The organism is Actinosynnema sp. NPDC023658 (assembly GCF_040639995.1).
In the GTDB taxonomy this organism is placed as follows: domain Bacteria; phylum Actinomycetota; class Actinomycetes; order Mycobacteriales; family Pseudonocardiaceae; genus Actinosynnema.
Map to the genome: position 1 here is coordinate 1 of NZ_JBFAAX010000831.1, position 2,471 is coordinate 2,471.

The 2,471-nt window shown below is 71.8% G+C and carries 1 protein-coding gene, 1 pseudogene and 1 riboswitch; of the genes and pseudogenes, one reads left to right on the forward strand and one right to left on the reverse strand.

The annotated features are described in order from the left end of the window. Window positions 1-324: 324 nt before the first annotated feature. Window positions 325-1,587: a cytochrome P450 gene (locus AB0G02_RS35315; protein ID WP_360803326.1), complete on the reverse strand. Its 1,263-nt coding sequence runs from the start codon at window positions 1,585-1,587 to the stop codon at window positions 325-327. Between the two features lie 89 nt (window positions 1,588-1,676). Beyond that, window positions 1,677-1,803, forward strand: a riboswitch (cobalamin riboswitch). A gap of 89 nt (window positions 1,804-1,892) precedes the next feature. Between AB0G02_RS35315 and AB0G02_RS35320 the strand changes: the two are divergent. Continuing rightward, a pseudogene (locus tag AB0G02_RS35320) lies at window positions 1,893-2,471 on the forward strand (peptidase); the annotation flags it as partial.

The following is a 2,471-nucleotide window of genomic DNA, read 5'->3' on the forward strand; positions in this document are numbered from 1 at the left end:
CTCTACAACGCCACCGTGCACCACGACCGGCAGGCGCGGGCCGTGGTCGAGGGCGCTTCGAGTGGTGTCGACCGGCGCCGACGTGCTGATCGGAACGGCTCACCCCAGGCCGGCCGCCAGTAGTACCTGGTGAATGCGGGAGACCAGCTCCTCGATCCGGTCGTGGTCGAGCCCGGTCGTGGGCTGGTAGCGCACCAGCCGCGCCTCGTGGTGGATCGTTCCCGTGAGAGGAAACCGACCCTACCGGGACGGGCCTGTTGCCCTACCAGCCCAGGATCAACTTCTGAATGACGCTCCTACGTCCAGGACGGTCGAGTTGAACGCTCAGCGCGTGTGGACGAGCAGCTTGTCGACACCGTGCACGATGGACGCGGCGCGGAAGCCCGGGCGCTCGTCCGCCAGGCGGAGGTGGGGGAAACGGCGCAGCAGGGCCGGGTAGGCGGCGCGCAGCTCCATCCGGGCCAGCTCCGCGCCCACACAGCGGTGCGCGCCGTAGCCGAACGCCAGGTGCGACGACGCGGGACGTCCGGCGTCGAAGTCGGACACCTCCTCCCGGTTGGCCGCCGACAGGGACACGACCACGACGTCGCCTTCCTCGATCCGCTGCGGACCGACCTGCAGCGCGTGCCGGGCGAACCGGGGGAACGCCACCTGCACCACGCTCAGGTGCCGCAGCAGCTCCTCGACCATGGGCGCGGTGGCCGCGTCGTCGTCACGCATCGCCGCACGCGCCGCGTCGTCGCGCAGCAGCACGATCGCGCCCAGCGCCAGCATCGACGCCGTGGTATCGAACCCGCCGGTCAGCACGCCGTCGGCCAGGCCGGCCAGCTCGACGTCACTCACGTCGTCGCCGTGCTGGCGGATGATCGAGCCGATCAGGCCGTCACCGGGCGACCGGCGCTCCCGGCGCACGATCTCCTCCATGTACGACAGGGACTCGGAGATCGCGCCCAGCGCCTGCCCCGCGGCGGAGCCGAACAGGTCGAACCGGGCCGCCGCGAGCCGCTGGAAACGGTCGCGGTCCTCGTAGGGCACGCCGAGCAGCTCGCAGATCGTCAACGACGGGATGGGCAGCGCGAACTCCTCCACCAGGTCGACCGGCCCGTCGGCGGCCTCCATGGCGTCCAACCGCTCGGTGACGATCGCGTCGATGCGCGGCACGAGCCGCGACAGCCGGCGCATGGTGAACTCCGGCGAGAGCAGCTTGCGCAGCCGGGTGTGGTCGGGCGGGTCGGCGAAGCCGAGGCCACCGGGCGCCTGCTCGATCCGGCCGACCGCCGCGCCGAGCCGGGCGTAGTCGTTGGAGAACGCCCCTGTGTCGGAAAGCACCTTCTTCGCTTCGTCCTGGCCGGTGACCAACCACACCCTCAGGCCGAACGGCACCGGGATCCGGTGCACCGCGCCCGCCTCCCGCATCCGCTCCAACTCCGCGACCGGCACCACCCCGTCCCGCTTCAACGGGACGAGCGCACGGTCCGGGAGCAGCGACAACGCCCGCGATCCGATCTTGCCCAACACCCACCGCGTCGCCGCACGCCGTGCGACCCACGCCACCAGACCTTCGCGCACGGACGCCAGAGTCGTCATCGAACACCTCTCTTCCCCAGGTCGATCGACCGACGGTAACCGTACGTAGGGGTGAGCAGCATCGCGCTAGAGGCGGATTGACACACCATGATCCGTGACAGACGATCGGCAATCGCGCGTGGAACGGGGGAAGCCGGTCGAACTCCGGCGCTGACCCGCAACGGTAGGTCCCACCCGGGACGAGCCCGAACACCCGCCGCGCGCGCCACGCTCCTGACACCGTCGAGGTCAACGGGTCGGAGCCCGGGGGAAGTCGATCACGCCGTCCGGGGTCCGCCCGCGCCTCGCGCCCGGAAAGGCCGACCATGCCGTTGAGACGGACCGCCGCCGTCATCGCCACCGCCACGCTCGCCGTCCTCGCGGTCACGCCCGTCGCCCAGGGCCGGGAGCAGCCGACGACGACCGTGAGCGAGGCAGCGGCCGGCTGGCTCGCCCGGCAGCTCGTCGACGGCGACCACTTCGAGATCGTGGCCGAGGGCGTCGCCTACCCCGACCAGGGCCTCACGCTGGACGGGTTGTTCGCGCTCACCGCCGCCGGCGTGGCGTCCGACAGCGCGGACAGGATCACCGCCTGGCTCGCCCAGCCCGCGGTCATCGACGGCTACCTGCACTCCGGCATGCCCACCGAGTCCTACGCGGGCGCGCACGCCAAGCTCGCGCTGGCCGTCCAGGCCCGCGGCCAGGACCCGACCGCCTTCGCCGGCGTCGACCTGATCGCGGGCCTCACCGCGTTGCAGGACGCGTCCGGCCGCTTCAAAGACAAGTCCCAGTTCGGCGAGTTCTCCAACGGCTTCACCCAGGCGTTCGCGGTGCTCGCGCTGGACCGCTGGAAGGGCGCACCGGCTGCCGCCGTCGACTACCTCGTCGGCACGCAGTGCCCCGAC